General features: G+C 61.6%; 15 protein-coding genes. 4 read left to right on the top strand and 11 right to left on the bottom strand.

Features of this window, described 5'->3' with window-relative positions; all coding sequences use genetic code 11:
• Positions 1 to 2 precede the first annotated feature (2 nt).
• The 7 genes from V9T28_RS06535 to serB all read right to left on the bottom strand — a co-directional run bounded on the left by V9T28_RS06535 (position 3) and on the right by serB (position 6,521).
• Entirely contained in the window at positions 3 to 716 is a 714-nt protein-coding gene (locus tag V9T28_RS06535) for an NUDIX hydrolase (RefSeq protein ID WP_116402706.1), read from the bottom strand.
• The gene (locus tag V9T28_RS06530) at positions 713 to 1,612 is read right to left on the bottom strand and encodes a PhzF family phenazine biosynthesis protein (protein ID WP_116402733.1); all 900 of its coding nucleotides are present in this window, start codon (positions 1,610 to 1,612) and stop codon (positions 713 to 715) included. The genes V9T28_RS06535 and V9T28_RS06530 overlap by 4 nt, the downstream gene beginning before the upstream one ends.
• 87 nt (positions 1,613 to 1,699) lie before the next feature.
• Positions 1,700 to 2,596, bottom strand: a complete 897-nt coding sequence (pdxY, locus tag V9T28_RS06525) for a pyridoxal kinase PdxY (protein WP_116402707.1) — start codon at positions 2,594 to 2,596, stop codon at positions 1,700 to 1,702.
• A 290-nt stretch (positions 2,597 to 2,886) separates the two neighbouring features.
• Positions 2,887 to 3,903, bottom strand: coding sequence for an ABC transporter substrate-binding protein (locus tag V9T28_RS06520; RefSeq protein ID WP_116402708.1), 1,017 nt, complete (start codon positions 3,901 to 3,903; stop codon positions 2,887 to 2,889).
• A gap of 70 nt (positions 3,904 to 3,973) precedes the next feature.
• The gene (locus V9T28_RS06515) at positions 3,974 to 4,741 is read right to left on the bottom strand and encodes an ABC transporter permease (protein WP_116402709.1); all 768 of its coding nucleotides are present in this window, start codon (positions 4,739 to 4,741) and stop codon (positions 3,974 to 3,976) included.
• A complete protein-coding gene (locus V9T28_RS06510; RefSeq protein WP_116402710.1) occupies positions 4,738 to 5,544 on the bottom strand; it encodes an ABC transporter ATP-binding protein in 807 nt (268 codons plus the stop codon). The genes V9T28_RS06515 and V9T28_RS06510 overlap by 4 nt, the downstream gene beginning before the upstream one ends.
• Positions 5,545 to 5,624: 80 nt before the next feature.
• A complete protein-coding gene (gene serB, locus V9T28_RS06505) occupies positions 5,625 to 6,521 on the bottom strand; it encodes a phosphoserine phosphatase SerB (protein WP_116402734.1) in 897 nt (298 codons plus the stop codon).
• A 74-nt stretch (positions 6,522 to 6,595) separates the two neighbouring features.
• Between serB and miaA the strand changes: the two genes are divergently transcribed.
• Complete coding sequence (miaA, locus tag V9T28_RS06500; RefSeq protein WP_445242163.1) at positions 6,596 to 7,441, top strand: tRNA (adenosine(37)-N6)-dimethylallyltransferase MiaA; 846 nt, start codon at positions 6,596 to 6,598, stop codon at positions 7,439 to 7,441.
• An 82-nt stretch (positions 7,442 to 7,523) separates the two neighbouring features.
• On the opposite strand, the gene V9T28_RS06495 is transcribed toward miaA, so the two are convergent.
• The 4 genes from V9T28_RS06495 to V9T28_RS06480 all read right to left on the bottom strand — a co-directional run bounded on the left by V9T28_RS06495 (position 7,524) and on the right by V9T28_RS06480 (position 10,909).
• Complete coding sequence (locus V9T28_RS06495; protein ID WP_116402712.1) at positions 7,524 to 8,336, bottom strand: RMD1 family protein; 813 nt, start codon at positions 8,334 to 8,336, stop codon at positions 7,524 to 7,526.
• Positions 8,337 to 8,439: 103 nt separating this feature from the next.
• On the bottom strand, positions 8,440 to 8,796 hold the full coding sequence (locus tag V9T28_RS06490) for a type II toxin-antitoxin system death-on-curing family toxin (protein WP_199500291.1): 357 nt from the start codon (positions 8,794 to 8,796) through the stop codon (positions 8,440 to 8,442).
• A 20-nt stretch (positions 8,797 to 8,816) separates the two neighbouring features.
• Positions 8,817 to 9,044 (bottom strand): AbrB/MazE/SpoVT family DNA-binding domain-containing protein, encoded by a 228-nt coding sequence (locus V9T28_RS06485; RefSeq protein ID WP_116402714.1) that lies wholly within the window; start codon positions 9,042 to 9,044, stop codon positions 8,817 to 8,819.
• A gap of 77 nt (positions 9,045 to 9,121) precedes the next feature.
• Complete coding sequence (locus V9T28_RS06480) at positions 9,122 to 10,909, bottom strand: B12-binding domain-containing radical SAM protein (RefSeq protein WP_116402715.1); 1,788 nt, start codon at positions 10,907 to 10,909, stop codon at positions 9,122 to 9,124.
• A 468-nt stretch (positions 10,910 to 11,377) separates the two neighbouring features.
• Here V9T28_RS06480 and V9T28_RS06475 point away from each other — a divergent pair, with 468 nt between their 5' ends.
• The 3 genes from V9T28_RS06475 to V9T28_RS06465 all read left to right on the top strand — a co-directional run bounded on the left by V9T28_RS06475 (position 11,378) and on the right by V9T28_RS06465 (position 14,549).
• Positions 11,378 to 13,138 (top strand): acetolactate synthase 3 large subunit, encoded by a 1,761-nt coding sequence (locus V9T28_RS06475; protein WP_116402735.1) that lies wholly within the window; start codon positions 11,378 to 11,380, stop codon positions 13,136 to 13,138.
• Between the two features lie 225 nt (positions 13,139 to 13,363).
• On the top strand, positions 13,364 to 13,927 hold the full coding sequence (gene ilvN, locus V9T28_RS06470) for an acetolactate synthase small subunit (protein WP_116402716.1): 564 nt from the start codon (positions 13,364 to 13,366) through the stop codon (positions 13,925 to 13,927).
• Between the two features lie 22 nt (positions 13,928 to 13,949).
• Entirely contained in the window at positions 13,950 to 14,549 is a 600-nt protein-coding gene (locus tag V9T28_RS06465) for a LysE family translocator (protein WP_116402717.1), read from the top strand.
• Positions 14,550 to 14,552: the final 3 nt, after the last annotated feature.

Below are 14,552 nucleotides of genomic sequence, written 5' to 3'. Positions count from 1 at the left end.
CCTTACTTTCCCCCCAACACATGCCGCAGGTACGCATAGGTCATGGCGGGCACACGGGCCTCTTCCACATCGCTCAAGCGCCGCACGACATGCGTGCGGGCGAGTTCCGGCTGCGGGTCCCGCGCCAGGAAAGCGTGGATTTGCATTTGCAGCGCGGCGGCATCAACGCGGGCGCGGGCGAGCTTCAGACAGGCAATGTCGTGAGGGCCGATGGCCAATGTCCAGCCCGCCGTCAAGTCGACCTCGTCGGCGGCAAGGCCGGTCTCCTCGCCGAGCTCGCGCAGTACACTGCCTTCGAGATCGACCCGGCCATCCACCAAATCCTCCCGGTCGGGCGTGCCGGCAGCGAAATAGATCCTGCCGGCCGTCGCAGTATGGCTATTCATTTCGCCAAGCAGAAAGGCGCCGTCCGACGACATCAGCGCCGCCGCCGCATAGCAATTGCGGACGCTCTTGTCAGGAAAGCCGAAATCGCGCCAGGCGAGAAAGCTCGAATAGCGCGTCTCCAAATAGGCGCCGCGAAAGACATCGCCCTCCAGCGCGCCGCGATGCTGCAAGAACACACGCCCGTCGAACAATTGCGGCCGCTCGGCGACGCGGGCGCGCCAATGGGCCGCAATGCGGGTTGCCTCCTGCGCCGCCCAAGGCCAATCGCGCGGCTCAAAGGTGCACTCGACCGCGCGCACCTTCGCGATCGTCGCGTTCCGCCAACTCATAGATGCAGCGTGCCTTCGCTCACGATCGTGGCGCGGCCAGCGATGCTTGCTTTGACCAGCGCTTGATTTTGCACCTCCATCGTGAGCGTGATCAGGCTGGGGCGGCCCATTTCGAAGCCCTGCTCCAATTGCAACACATGGGTGCCGTCGGGCAGATATTCATATTGCATCAGCGCACCGGCAAAGGCCGCCGCGGCGGCGCCGGTCGCGGGGTCCTCCCCAATGCCGAACGCGGGCGAAAACATGCGCGCGTGGAACGCCGAGCCGAGCCGCTTGACCTCGCGCGTGTAGAGATAGGCGGCCTTGTGGCCAAGACCGGCGATGCCGGCATCCCACTCGCCGGCAACCACCCGCGCCCGGCCGATGAGCGTCAGTGATTTGACCGGAATGCAGGTGAAGGTGACGCCGGCCGCAAAAACGCCGACCTGATGCGCATCGAAGCCGAGATCGTCAGGATCCAGCCCGATCGCCGCCGCCACAGCCGCAAGCCCTGGCGCTTCACCGGCCTGCTCGGGCAGGCGCGGCAGCGTGAACGTGGCTTTGGGCGCATCGCTCGCGATATCCTCGATATGCGCCTCAACCGGCCCGACCGTTTCCCCCAAAATGAGATCGGCGCTGTCTTGCTGGCCGTGCAATTTTGCGAGCAGCACCGCCGTCCCGACCGTCGGATGGCCGGCGAAGGGCAGTTCCTGGCCCGGCGTGAAAATGCGCAGGCGCGCCGCATGCCCCGGCGCTTCGGGCGGCAGAACGAAGACGGTTTCAGAAAGATTGAACTCGCGCGTGATCGCCTGCATCCGTTTGGCGTCGAGCCCTTCCGCATCGAGGACGACGGCAAGCGGATTGCCCGCGAGTTTGGTGTCGGTGAAAACGTCGAGCGTATAGAAACGGCGTGACATGCGACAATCCTCTGTCATTAACACAACTTGAGCCGCGCACTCCCTTCTCTCCAGCCTCTCTGGGGAGAAGGGAGCGTGCCTGCAACACTATGCATCCCGCACTTCGAACATTTGTGAAGGTTGAACGAATTCCTCCTGTGCCGCAACAGTCAAAAGCTCGCGCGATCCGGCTTGCACAGTGCGGCGCAGCACGCCGAAGACCGAAGACACGGCACGCTGCAGCGCGCCGGCGGGGGAATTTGTGGTCAGGAGATGGGCGAAGAACAAAGCGGCAATCGCGTCACCGGCCCCGTTGAGATTGACATCGAGCCGCGGTGTCCGCAGCAGGAATCGGCGCATGCCTCCGTCCCCATCGAAGTGGGCCGCAAGAACGTCGATACAGTCCGGCGGCGTCGCATCGGTGACGAGCGAGGTTACGAGAATCGTGCGGCTCTGATGGGTCCTGCCGCCGTTGCGCAAGGCATTGACCGCGATCAGCGCGCGCTCCACATCGACCATGGTCGGGGTTGCGAAACCCGCGAGCAATTCCAGCTCGAATTGATTGGGCGTCAACACATCCGCCTCGGGCACCGCATGATCGCGCATGAAATCGGTGATCCCGGGACGCACGAAAATTCCGCGACCGACATCGCCCATCACCGGATCGCAGCAATAGAGCGCGCTCCTGTTCGCGACGCGCACCTCGCGCAACGCCCGCAACACCGCTTCGCCCGTCTCCGCCGATCCGAGATAGCCCGACAACACGCCGTCGCAGCGCGCGAGCGCGCCGCGCTCTTTCAGACCGGTGACGCATTCGTCGATCAGGCTGGGATCGAACACCTGCCCGCGCCAGGCGCCGTAGCCGGTGTGATTGGAAAATTGCACCGTATGCACCGGCCACACTTCATGGCCGAGCCGCTGCAGCGGAAACACTGCCGAGGCGTTGCCGACATGGCCGTACACGACATGGGATTGGATGGAGAGAAGATTGAGCGAACGGGTCATGCGGGCATTGTCGCGAAAAGGGAAGCGGAGGGAAATGAATTTATGTGATGGAACGTATCAGGCGAATGAGCGGCTACCCTCCCGATACAATGACATTGACATCGGCCGATGTGAAGACCTCATTGTCATCCCGGGCTTGACTCGGGATCGAGGGCCACCGCCCCATGGCGCGAGATTAACCTGCCTTGCAGCGCTAACGATGAATCGTCCGCTGCACGGCGGCTGGATCCCGGGTCAGGCCCAGGATGATGTCGTTGGTGTTGCATACTCCGAGGCAAACGCCGCCCCGATTATTTCACGCTCTCGGCCGCTTTCTTTGCGAACGTATCTACGAAGGTTTTCGACAGATCCACGTGCGTGTCCTTCATCGTATCGTCGAATTTCACCAGCATGTCGTTGGTCGATTTCATGCCTGCAGGATCGATCAGGCCCGTGATCGAATAGGAGGCTTTCGAGTTCTGCACCGCCTGTTCGTAGAGCGCCTTGTCGCCGAGCAGATATTCTTCCGGCACCGTATTGGCGATCTCCTCGGGGCTCGCGGTCTGAATCCATTTCAGCGCCTTGTACAGAGCGTTCACCAGGGCCTGGGTGGTGTTCGGATTCTTGTCGATGAAATCCTTCTTCAAGTAGAGGACGGCCGCCGGATTCTCGCCGCCGAAGAGCGCGCGCGTGCCCGCTTCGGTGCGCGTGTCGATGACGACGCGGATATCGCCCGAGCGCTCCAGCATGGAAATCACCGGCTCGAGATGCGAGAGCGCCTGAATCTCGCCTTTCTGAATTGCCGCCACTGCGGACGAAGCGGAACCGACGCCGATGAACGAGACATCATCGGGCGTCAGTCCGGCCTGCGCCAGAACGTAATTCATCATAATATTGGTTGATGAACCTGGCGCAGTGACACCAATTTTCAGGCCTTTGAAATCGGCCGGACTGTCATATTTCACGCCCTTCTTCACCGCAACCACGATGCCCGGAAAACGACCGAGCTCCAGCACTGCGCGAATGTCCTGGCCCTTGGCCTGCATGCGGATCGTGTGATCGTAAGCGCCCGTCACCGCATCGACCGAACCGCCGACCAGAGCCTGCAACGATTTCGCTCCGCCGGCGAAATCGTCGATCTCGACATCGAGCCCCTGCTCCTTGAAGAACCCTTTCTTCTCGGCAATGGTGAGCGGGAGATAATAGAGCAAAGCCTTGCCGCCGACGCCGAGGCGCACGCTGGTCTTTTCCAATGTCTGCGCGAATGCGGCGCAGCCAAGCGACGCGACCAGCAAGATGGCGGCAGCTAGGATTTTCAAAACGCGCATGGGCTTCCTCCGAATTTATATAGCAACGATGATGCCTTGGTCCCCTTCTCTCAGCAAGCCGGGAGAAGGATCACCCTTTCCACGCCAGCAATCTTTTTTCCACCACGCTCACCAGCCCATCCACCACCAGCACAAAGACGCTGAGCACCACCATGCCGGCGAAGACACCGGTGGTGTCGAAATTGCCGTCCGCCTCGTGGATGAGATAGCCGAGTCCGGCCGAAGCGCCGATATATTCGCCGACCACCGCGCCGACGATGGCAAAGCCGACCGCCGAATGCAGCGACGAAAACACCCACGAGAGCGCGGAGGGCCAGTAGACGTGGCGGAACAATTGACTGCGCGACATGCCGAGCATGCGCGCATTGTCGAGAATGACGGGGCTCGTCTCGCGCACGCCCTGATAGACGTTGAAGAACACGACGAAGAAAACGAGCGTGATGCCGAGCGCAACCTTGGACCAGATGCCGAGCCCGAACCACAGCATGAAAATCGGCGCGAGCACGACGCGCGGCAGCGAATTCGCCATCTTGATATAGGGATCGAGCACGGCGGCAACGCGCGGCATGAGCGCGAGGCCGAAGCCGAAGGCGGCGCCGAACAGCGAGCCGATGAGGAAGGCGAGAATCGATTCGGACAAGGTGATGGCGAGATGCCGCCAGATCATGCCGCTCGCGAACATTTTCACGATGCGTTGCGCCACATCCCAAGGCGCGGCGAAGAACAATTTCATGTCGTTGAGATTGGCGACGATTGGATAGGTCGTCAGCACATGCCACACCGCGAGGCCGATGAGCCCGACGAGAATTTGCCAGGTCAGCAGCGCGCCGCGGCTCATGCGGCGTCCCCATAGGCTTTCATGACTTCCGCTTTCAAATCGGCCCAGATCGCCTTTTGCAAATCGTGAAAATGCGGCTCGGTGCGGATATCGGCAATGGAGCGCGGGCGCGGCAGATCGATCTTGTGATCGGCGATCACGCGCGACGCTGGTCCCGCCGAGAGCACGATCACCCGGTCGCCGAGCGCGATCGCTTCGTCGAGGTCATGGGTGACGAAGAGCACGGCCTTTGGGTCCCTGCCCCACAGCGACAGTAAGAGATCGCCCATCAGTACCCGCGTCTGCGCGTCGAGTGGACCGAACGGCTCGTCCATCAGCAGGATTTTGGGACCGCGGATCAGCATTTGCGCAAGCGCCACACGCTTGCGCTGGCCGCCCGACATTTGATGCGGATAACGTGCGCCAAAATCGCGTAGGCCCACGCGGCCAAGCCAATCCTGTGCTTGCTCAAGCGCCTCGCGCCTCGCGACGCCGCGGACTTCCAGGGCGACAGCCACATTGTCGCGCGCGGTTTTCCACGGCATCAGCGCATCTTGCTGAAAGAGATAGCCGGCTTCACTGGTGAGGCCGGACACGGCGCGGCCGAACACGTTTGCGGTGCCGCTCGCGGGTTTCAAAAGCCCTGCGACGACATTGAGCAATGTGGATTTGCCGCAACCCGTCGGCCCCACGATGGTGATGAATTCGCGATTCGCAACCTTAAGCGACGCATCCGCAACGGCAACATAATGTTGCGCGCCAGTGCCGAATGCGACTTGCACATGGTCGAGCGCGACCGCCGTAGTGGATCCTCCCGAAGCCATTCATTCTATCCTTTAACATCAATAATGCGTGCGCACGTTCCTCTTCCCGCGCGCGAGGAGAAGGAAAGCGCCTCGCCGCTTCACTCTACAAACTCATCCCGTCGATACCCTTGCATATACAGCAGCGCCGTCAGATCGCCGTGATCAACCCTCGCATGCGCGGCTTCCGCCACTTTCGGCTTCGCGTGATAGGCAACGCCCAGGCCCGCTGCGCCCAGCATGGCAAGGTCGTTGGCGCCGTCGCCCACCGCCATCGTCTCGTGCGGCCCAAGGCCTTGTTCCGCACGCAGCGCAAGGAGCCGCGCCAGTTTGGCTTCGCGGCCCAAGATCGGCTCTTCCACCGCGCCGACGAAATAATCGTGCTCGACAAGGAGAACGTTGGCGCGGTTCTCATGAAAGCCGATCATCTCGGCGATGCGCGTTGTAAAAAGGGTGAAGCCGCCAGACACCAGCGCCGCATAGGCGCCATGCGCACGCATGGTCTGCACCAGCGCGCGCCCGCCGGGGGTGAGCGTGATGCGATCGGCGATCACCTTATCGACGATTCCTGCTTCCAGCCCGCGCAGCAGCGCGACACGTTCGCGCAAAGCCGGCTCGAACGCGATTTCGCCGCGCATGGCGCGCTCGGTGATCGAGGCAACGTGGTCCTTGAGACCGACGAAATCGGCGAGCTCGTCGATACATTCCTGGCCGATCATGGTCGAATCCATATCGGCGAGAAAAAGCTTCTTGCGCCGCCCGGCGGCGGGCTGCACCACCACATCGACGGCAGCCGGCGCCAGCGCGGCGCGGATTTCGGCGGCGAGGCCCACGGCCTCCACTTCCCCTGACGGCGAAAAGGGAATATCGACGGCAATGCCGGGATCGAGCCAGACGGGCGCCTGCGCGTGGGGCAAAAATTGGCCCGCGCGCGCTACATGTCCGTCGTCGAGGTAGGGATAAGCGGGATTGGTGATTAGCGTTGCAATATGGGTCATGAGGTCTTGAAAAGTTGAATCCATCCGCCCTTCTCATTGCAGGCCCGACGGCCAGCGGCAAGTCCGCTTTGGCGATTTCTTTGGCAAGAACGCTCGGCGGCGTCGTGATCAATGCCGATTCGATGCAGGTCTACCGCGATTTATACGTGCTTTCGGCCCGTCCGACGCCGGAGGAGCAGGCCGGTATTCCGCATCTGCTGTTCGGCCATGTCGATGGCGCGATCAATTATTCGGTCGGCAAGTTCCTCATTGATGCTGCCGCAGCGTTGCAAGAGGCCAGGGCCGCCGGCAAGGTGTCGATTTTCTGCGGCGGCACTGGCATGTATTTCAAGGCCCTGACCCAGGGACTGTCCGACATTCCGCCGGTGCCGGAGGCGGTCCGCGCGTCGGTGCGCGCTGAAGCGGAAGGGCTACCGCCGGAGAGTCTGTATCAGCGCCTGAAAGCGCACGACGCCTTAAGCGCGGCCCGCCTCAACCCCACCGACCCGCAGCGCATCCTGCGGGCCCTCGAAGTGTTCGCGGCGACGGGCAAGAGTCTGACGAGCTTCCAGAATGCGCGTCAGGCGCCGCTGCTGCGCCCCGGTACCTGGCGCGGCCTGTTTCTCGCGCCCGACCGCGCCGCGCTCTATGACCGCATCGACCACCGCTTTACCGGCATGGTGCAAAGCGGCGCGCTGGATGAAACCGAAGCCCTCAAGCATCGCAACCTCGACCCCGCCTTGCCGGTGATGCGCGCGCATGGCGTGCCGGGACTGATCGACTATCTGAACGGCGCCGCAACGCTCGAAGACGCGATCGCCCGCGGCCAAGCGGATACGCGCCACTATGCCAAGCGGCAGTTCACGTTCGCGCGGCATCAATTGCCGGAGTTCGAGTGGGCAAGCCTGGAGGAGGCGGAGGCTGTCCTTCTCCCCGACTGAACTCGGGCTTGCCCGAGTTCAGCATCAAAAATATTCAAAGCGGGCAAGCCCGGTTTGAATGCGGCGAGAAGGGATTAGCGCATCATCGTCCGTGCCAGATCTGAAACAGCGAGATCAGCAATTCGCCGACGATCAGCAGCACGATCGTCGCTTCCAGCCGCGTCGCGCGGTCGGCGTCGATGATGTCGGTCATGGCTCGGACGGTCTCGACGATCACGTCGAGCTTGCGCTTCAATGTGCCGGCCCGCTCCTTCAATTCGTATTCATCCTCCAGGCGCGCATAGAGCCGTTCCAGATCCGGCCTGTCCCACAGCACATCCGGCTTTTCCTCAACCGCGATGCGGCCAGAGACTCTGTGCTGCACCAGCAGCGCCTGGCCGATGAGTTTCAACATGGCGCGTCGGCGGAACGGCGGGCGGCCCTTGTCGGCAAGATCGGCGGCGAAAGGCTCGATCACATCGAAGACCGCACTGACCTCGCGCTCGTCGCGCGCCATCGACACGCTTTTCGCCAACGCATCGGCCAGCACGAGGAACCGCTCCGGCGACAGGTCCTTCAATTGAATCGGCCCGCCAGGCGGCGCGCGGTCCTCGAATTGCGGCGAGACTTCGAGCAGCGCCGTCTCGTCGTCGCGCACGCCGCGCTTGCCCGAAACCCGCAAATCCAAAAGCCGCAAGAACTCCTCTTCCTCGAGCGGCGACAGACCGACCAGTACGGCGACGCCGAACCGATACAGCGCCACATAGCCGTTTGCGCCGGCATGAAACGCAAGCGGCACGGTGGAAATCGTATCCGGCCGCTCGAGCCCCTGCGCATCGATACGATCGCCGAGTAGGAGCACACGGCTGGTGACGCGGGTGACGGTGGGAGCGGAACTGGGCTGTGGATCGGTCATGATGGCTCGAAGGTGATACGGGCCATGTTATAGCGGTAACAACGCAGGAGGCAATTTCGGCAAAGGCCAGAACGACTCGATGGCGCGGCCTGGAACGGCGCCCTCATTTGAGCCGGCCTCGAAACCATGAAGCAAGATCGGCCTCCGCGAGGGTGCCGCCTGCTGCTTGTTCGACCATTCTGACCGCCTCGAATGGGTCGAACACGAGACTATATCCGTTATCCAAGAGGAATAGGCGCGCCACAACCCAAGCCCTACGCTTGTTGCCGTCCATGAAACCATGGTTACGCACGAGTCCAAAAAGGTAGGCTGCCGCCAGATCGGCCGCGTCCGGCTCGCCGTACCCTGCCAAATTGCGCGGGCGGCCCAAGGCCGACTCGATCGTGCCGACATCACGGACGCCGTCTGCGCCGCCGTGCTCGGCAATTTGGCGGTCATGAATCGCCAAGACGACAGGCATATCAACCCAGCGCCATGCGCTCATTTGGCCAGCGCGCGCAGAATGTCGCGATCCGCCCGCATAACATCTTCGGCAAGGGCCATTTGGCGTTCAAAATCCGGATTGTATGGCGTCAGCCGAAAGCCGCCTCCAGGCGCATCAGTCAAAAAAACCGTATCGCCCTTCTTCACGTTAAGCTTGGCCATGGCTTCTTTCGTGAGAATGAAGCCCGACGACGCGCCCACCGTTGTGACTTTAAATGCCAACATAGCAGCCTCTATATAATCTCTATTATATGTAGGCCCAATTTCAGATCATTTCCAGCAACAATCCGCCAACTGTCCCCTCACGCCCCCGCGGTCAGCTCACGAATCTTGCGCTGGTGCGCCACGGCGGCGCGGGCGGCCTCGCTTTGGGTCAAGAGTTCGCTCACTTCCGCCTCGCTGGCGCTAACCGGCGCGAGAGCGGTATCGGCGTAGTTTTTGGCGCCGCCCAATTTCCGCAGCAACCGCAGTTGCGGATAGAAGCGTGCCCACAGGCCCGCCGTCTTGAGGCTTTTCACGGCAAATTCGGCGAGATATTTCGGGTAGAAAATCCATGCCGGCTCGAGCGCCATGCCATGCCGCCGGTCGCGGCGGAATTTGAGACGGAACAGCCCGCCCTCGAGCGGATGCACGTGCTCATACAGCACGCAGGCACGAAAATACAGGAACAGCGACAGCACCTTCGTACTGTTGATGCGGCAGGCAATGGCGCGACGCAGTAAGGTCTGCAGGTGCTGCGGCGTGTAGTAGGCGCGCCACGCCTCGCGATAGATGCCCTCCCATTCAGCCTGCGACATTTTCGGATGTGCGGTCACCACATGTTCGAGATCGTATTTGTTCATGTCGGGGTCCATCGCGACACCTTGCGCGCTCAGCTTCTTGTGATCCTCAGAGCCCGGCAGCGGCGTCAGGCAGAAAAACTCCAGCAAGTCGATTGGCAATTCGCGCTTGATGATCTCGATGTCATGCAGGATCGACTCGCGCGTATCGTTGGGAAATCCCAGGATATAGCCGGCATAGGTGACGACGCGCTGCGCCTTCCACGCGAGCAGCATTTCGCGATATTCGTCGATTTTGTTCTGCCTTTTCTTGGCGGCGAGCAGATTGGCGGGATTGATATTCTCCAAGCCGATGAACACGCTCGCAACGCCGGCGCGCCCACATTTCTCAATGAAATTCGGATTGCGGTGGCACAACGTGTCGACCTGAATGACGAAGCGCGGTTTGTGGCGCGTCATCCCCTCGCGAATGGCGATGATGCGGTCGAGGATGATCTCCCAATCCTTGTTGCGGGCAAAATTGTCGTCGGTGATGAAGAAATGCCGGATTCCTTGAGCCAGATTCTCGCGAATGATGCGCTCCACATCGTCGGGCGAGCGGCTGCGGGATTTACGCCCCTGCACATTGATGATGGTGCAGAACGAACATTGATAAGGACAGCCCCGGCCGGCATCGAAACTCGCGAGGCCGCCGATGTTGCCCCGGATCATCTCGCTCGGCAAAAACGGTATCGGCGTCTCGCCGATGCCAGGCAGGTCCGACATGTAATTGTAGATCGGCTTCAATCGGCGCGCCGCGGCATCGAGCAAGACCTCGTCGAGCCGATCTTCCGCCTCGCCGGCATAGAGCGTGATGCCCATGTCGAGGGCCTTTTGCAGATCGGGCTGCATGCCGGGCAGCATGGCAAGGCAGCCAGAGACGTGAAAACCGCCGATCACCACCTGAATGCCCGCCGCCCGCAAGGGGCGCGCAATGTCGAGCGCGCGCGGGAACTGGTTCGACTGCACGCCGACAAGCCCGACCATGCCGTGGCCGCCCGCCGCCTCGATTCTCTTGATGATATCGGGCACAGAAACCCGCATGTTGGTTTCATCGATCGGCGTGATGACGATCTCGACGTCGGGGCCAAGCACGTTCCGCTTTGCCGCTTCGTCGGCAAGGCCGTAGAGCGCCGCGAGCGTGTTGGAGGGAATGGAGGACTTGAACCATTGAATGACGTAACCGTCGCCATCGTAGTGGGATGGCTTGATCAGCACCAATTCGAAACGGCCTGCTTCGAAAGTGCTGGGCTTTTCAAGTCCAACGTTCATGTCCGACCCTTTTTCTGCGGCAGATCGTCTGCCTCGTTCAAAGAAGGTGGCAGGCTCACGCCGACCGGCTATTCGGATTTTTTCGAAGGACCGCGCACAGCCCCACGCCGCGCGGACATTTGTGTAGCGCAGCATAACCCGGTGGACGGGGGGATGTATAGGGCGGGCTCGAACATATGGCGGCGTGGGTGTGACCGCACCGGCGAAAAAACGGCAGCAGTCCTGTCCTATCTCTCTGAAAATCCATCCCTTTCGCGAATTCCCCCTTGACCGGATGGCTTGGCTCGGCTACCAAGCTGTCACAATTCTCTAGGAGTCATGCGCGTGCGCGCCATCCTTATCGTAGTAAGAGCGCCAGTGAAGGGACGGGGATAGGCCCCCGATTTTCCCATAGCTGGCGCATACAGGCCCCTCTGAGGGCCTTTTTTATTGCTCAAAATTCCAAACTCACGCGAAACGGAGCCAATGATGTCAAAGCAGATGAGCGGAGCGGACATGATCGTCCAAGCCCTGAAAGATCAGGGCGTGGATACGATCTTCGGCTATCCGGGCGGTGCCGTGCTGCCGATTTATGACGCGATCTTTCAGCAGAACCATGTCAAGCACATTCTGGTGCGGCACGAGCAAGGCGCGGCCCATGCGGCCGAAGGCTATGCGCGCTCGACCGGCAAAGTCGGCGTGCTACTCGTCACCTCTGGCCCCGGTGCGACCAATGCGGTCACCGGCCTCACCGACGCCTTGATGGATTCCATCCCGCTCGTGTGCATCACCGGCCAGGTGCCGACCCACCTCATCGGCTCGGACGCGTTCCAGGAATGCGACACGGTGGGCATCACCCGCCATTGCACCAAGCACAATTACCTAGTGAAGCGCGTCGAAGATCTGCCACGCATTCTGCACGAGGCTTTCTATGTCGCCTCCAGCGGCCGTCCTGGCCCGGTGGTGATCGACATTCCCAAAGACGTGCAATTCGCCCTCGGCACCTATACGGGGCCGAAGAACGTGCATCACAAGACCTATCGGCCGCAGCTCAAGGGCGATGCCGGCAAGATCAAGCACGCCATCGACATGATGATGAAGGCCAAGCGCCCGATCTTCTACACCGGCGGCGGCGTGATCAATTCCGGACCCGCGGCCTCCGCGCTGCTGCGCGAACTCGTGGCGCTGACCGGCTTTCCGATCACCTCGACCCTGATGGGCCTTGGCGCCTATCCGGCTTCGGGCAAGAACTGGCTGGGCATGCTCGGCATGCACGGCACGTTCGAGGCCAATAATGCCATGCACGATTGCGACCTGATGATCGCCGTCGGCGCGCGGTTCGACGACCGCATCACCGGCCGGCTCGATGCCTTCGCGCCGGGCTCGAAGAAGATCCATATCGACATCGATCCCTCGTCAATCAACAAGAACGTGCGCGTCGATCTGCCGATCATCGGCGATTGCGGCCATGTGCTCGAGGAGATGGTGCGGCTGTGGCGCATCGAGGGCGCGTCCGCCTCGAAGCCCTCGCTCGACGGTTGGTGGAAGCAGATCAATCTGTGGCGGCAGCGCAAATCGCTCGCCTTTCGCAACTCGACCTCGATCATCAAGCCGCAATATGCGATCCAGCGTTTGTACGAGCTCACCAAGGACCGCGACACCTATGTCACGACGGAAGTCGGCCAGCATCAGATGTGGGCGGCGCAGCATTATCATTTCGAGGAACCGAACCGCTGGATGACCTCGGGCGGCCTCGGCACGATGGGCTATGGCCTGCCGTCGGCGGTCGGCGTGCAGATGGCGCATCCCAAATCGCTGGTTGTTTGCATCGCCGGCGAAGCCTCGGTGCTGATGAACATGCAGGAAATGTCGACGGCGCTGCAGCACCGCCTGCCCATCAAGATCTTCATTCTCAACAATGAATATATGGGCATGGTGCGGCAATGGCAGGAACTGCTGCACGGCGGACGCTATTCGGAGAGCTATTCGGCGGCCCTGCCCGACTTCGTCAAACTCGCCGAAGCCTATGGCGCGCACGGCATCCGCGTCAGCGATCCGGCCAAGCTCGATGAGGCCATTATGGAAATGATCAATTCGCCGAAAGCGGTGATCATGGATTGCATCGTCGACAAGACGGAAAACTGTTTCCCGATGATCCCGTCGGGCAAAGCCCATAACGACATGATCCTTGGCGACGCCACGGAAGATGTCGGCAATGTCATCGACGAAAAAGGCAAGATGCTGGTGTGATGCGGCGCGTATTCCTTCTCCCGCGGCGAAGCCGCGGGAGAAGGTGGCACGCAAAGCGTGACGGATGAGGGACGAACGACTGGGTGAGCACTCATTTTTTAAAAATGCTGCCGCGCCCAAGACATTTTAGATCTCACCCAGTCACACCTCCTGCATCCGGCGCTCCGCGCCACCTTCTCCCCGCACGCGGGGAGAAGGGATCAACTCGTTAGGAATCACTACCCCATGAACGCACCCGCTCCTGCCCCCGCTTCGCCGCCCTCCCCTTATTCCTCGGCCATCGGCAAGTCGAATATCGAATTCCACACGCTCTCGGTTCTCGTCGACAACGAGCCCGGCGTCCTGGCGCGTGTCATCGGCCTGTTCTCGGGCCGCGGCTACAATATCGAAAGTCTCACTGTCGCCGAAGTTGCGCATGAGACCCATCTGTCGCGCATCACCATCGTCACCTCCGGCACGCCCGAAGCGATCGAGCAGATCAGCCATCAGCTCGAGCGCATCGTGCCGGTGCATCGCGTGACCGACCTCACGATCGTCGGCGGCGCGATCGAGCGCGAACTCGCCATGGTGAAGGTCGCCGGCAAGGGCGACAACCGCGTCGAGGCCTTGCGCCTCGCGGACGCGTTCCGCGCCCGCGTCATCGACGCGACCACCGAAAGCTTCGTGTTCGAATTGACCGGCAATACCGGCAAGATCGATCAATTCGTCGAGCTGATGCGCCCCATCGGCCTAGTCGAGGTCTCGCGCACCGGCGTTGCCGCCATCAAGCGCGGCCCGATGGCGATGTAAGGACACGGAAGGCGCAAACGTCTTGCCCCTCAGCCTTTTCCTGCCCCTCACACTGTTCGCTTTTGTCGGTTCGGCCACGCCCGGACCGAACAATCTGCTGCTGCTGACGTCCGGGCTCAATTTCGGGCTCAGCCGTACCATGCCGCTGCTGCTTGGCATCAGCCTTGGCTTCACGCTGATGGTGGCGCTGGTGGGCTTTGGCCTTGGGCCGGTGTTCGCGCGTTTTCCGGTGCTTTATGTCATTCTGAAATATGCCGGCGCCGCCTATCTCCTTTGGCTCGCCCGGAAGATCGCCGGCTCAGGTCCGCTGAACGATGGCGCCGCCGCGGGCAACCCGATGAGCTTCCTGCAAGGTGCGGCCTTCCAATGGGTCAATCCCAAGGCCTGGATGATGGCCGTCACCGCCTGCGCCACCTATACGCTGGCCGACACCTATGCCCTGACCATGGGTGTCGTCACGCTGGTGTTTCTGATCGTCACCGTCCCGGCCACGACGCTTTGGGCGGCTTTCGGCACGGCGATGCGCGGCTGGCTGAGCGATCCAAAACGGCTGAAGGTTTTCAATTTCGTCATGGCGGCACTGCTCGTCGCCTCCCTCATTCCGGTCTTCGTTTGGGAATGACCG

It is taken from the genome of Methylovirgula sp. 4M-Z18 (genome assembly GCF_037890675.1).
Lineage (GTDB): Bacteria > Pseudomonadota > Alphaproteobacteria > Rhizobiales > Beijerinckiaceae > 4M-Z18.
The sequence above is the reverse complement of the archived record's forward strand: the minus strand, read 5'-3'. Positions and strand labels throughout refer to the sequence as shown.

Bases quoted from the DNA above. Each gene is read 5' to 3' on its own strand.
- V9T28_RS06480 (WP_116402715.1), bottom strand. From the start codon at position 10,909: ATGAACGTTGGACTTGAAAAGCCCAGCACTTTCGAAGCAGGCCGTTTC.
- V9T28_RS06490 (WP_199500291.1), bottom strand. From the start codon at position 8,796: ATGCCTGTCGTCTTGGCGATTCATGACCGCCAAATTGCCGAGCACGGC.
- V9T28_RS06530 (WP_116402733.1), bottom strand. From the start codon at position 1,612: ATGTCACGCCGTTTCTATACGCTCGACGTTTTCACCGACACCAAACTC.
- V9T28_RS06495 (WP_116402712.1), bottom strand. From the start codon at position 8,336: ATGACCGATCCACAGCCCAGTTCCGCTCCCACCGTCACCCGCGTCACC.
- V9T28_RS06475 (WP_116402735.1), top strand. From the start codon at position 11,378: ATGTCAAAGCAGATGAGCGGAGCGGACATGATCGTCCAAGCCCTGAAA.
- V9T28_RS06510 (WP_116402710.1), bottom strand. From the start codon at position 5,544: ATGGCTTCGGGAGGATCCACTACGGCGGTCGCGCTCGACCATGTGCAA.
- V9T28_RS06515 (WP_116402709.1), bottom strand. From the start codon at position 4,741: ATGAGCCGCGGCGCGCTGCTGACCTGGCAAATTCTCGTCGGGCTCATC.
- V9T28_RS06535 (WP_116402706.1), bottom strand. From the start codon at position 716: ATGAGTTGGCGGAACGCGACGATCGCGAAGGTGCGCGCGGTCGAGTGC.
- ilvN (WP_116402716.1), top strand. From the start codon at position 13,364: ATGAACGCACCCGCTCCTGCCCCCGCTTCGCCGCCCTCCCCTTATTCC.
- V9T28_RS06485 (WP_116402714.1), bottom strand. From the start codon at position 9,044: ATGTTGGCATTTAAAGTCACAACGGTGGGCGCGTCGTCGGGCTTCATT.
- pdxY (WP_116402707.1), bottom strand. From the start codon at position 2,596: ATGACCCGTTCGCTCAATCTTCTCTCCATCCAATCCCATGTCGTGTAC.
- serB (WP_116402734.1), bottom strand. From the start codon at position 6,521: ATGACCCATATTGCAACGCTAATCACCAATCCCGCTTATCCCTACCTC.
- V9T28_RS06520 (WP_116402708.1), bottom strand. From the start codon at position 3,903: ATGCGCGTTTTGAAAATCCTAGCTGCCGCCATCTTGCTGGTCGCGTCG.